Raw genomic sequence first — 491 nt, 5'->3', positions numbered from 1 at the left:
GCCCAGGATCAGCATGCGGCCGCGACTTCGGAGGCGCTCGTCAATCTTCGCCTGATGGTCGATTCGATGCCGATCGGCGTCGTCGTCCTCGACGCCGACCTCAAGGCGGAGATCATCAACCGCGCCTTCTACGACTTCTGGAAGATCGATCCGCGTCGCGCCACGGTCGGCTGCGGTTTTCGCGAGCTGATGGAAGCAAGCCGCGACGCCGATCCCTATGGCGTCGACGAGGCGGAATGGCAGCGCCACATCGCTCAGCGCGAGGCGGAAATCCGGGCGGGCCTTGCCGGCTCCCGGCAGTTGCCGCGCAACGACGGCCGCACGCTGATCGCCTCGCTGGCGCCGCTTGCTGGGAGCAAGCGGCTGATCTCCTATGTCGACATCACCGACATGAAGCATCGCGAAACCGAGGCCGACGATGCACGCAAGAACCTCGCAACGGTGCTCGAATCGCTGCCGGCGGGCGTCATCATCTATGATCGGGACGATAA

General features: G+C 64.8%; 1 protein-coding gene. It reads left to right on the top strand.

Features of this window, described 5'->3' with window-relative positions:
• A partial coding sequence (locus EOA38_RS38605) for a PAS-domain containing protein (protein ID WP_127301688.1) occupies positions 1-491 on the top strand: 491 nt, incomplete at both ends.

Source organism: Mesorhizobium sp. M1E.F.Ca.ET.041.01.1.1, assembly GCF_003997355.1.
Lineage (GTDB): Bacteria > Pseudomonadota > Alphaproteobacteria > Rhizobiales > Rhizobiaceae > Mesorhizobium.
The sequence above is the reverse complement of the archived record's forward strand: the minus strand, read 5'-3'. Positions and strand labels throughout refer to the sequence as shown.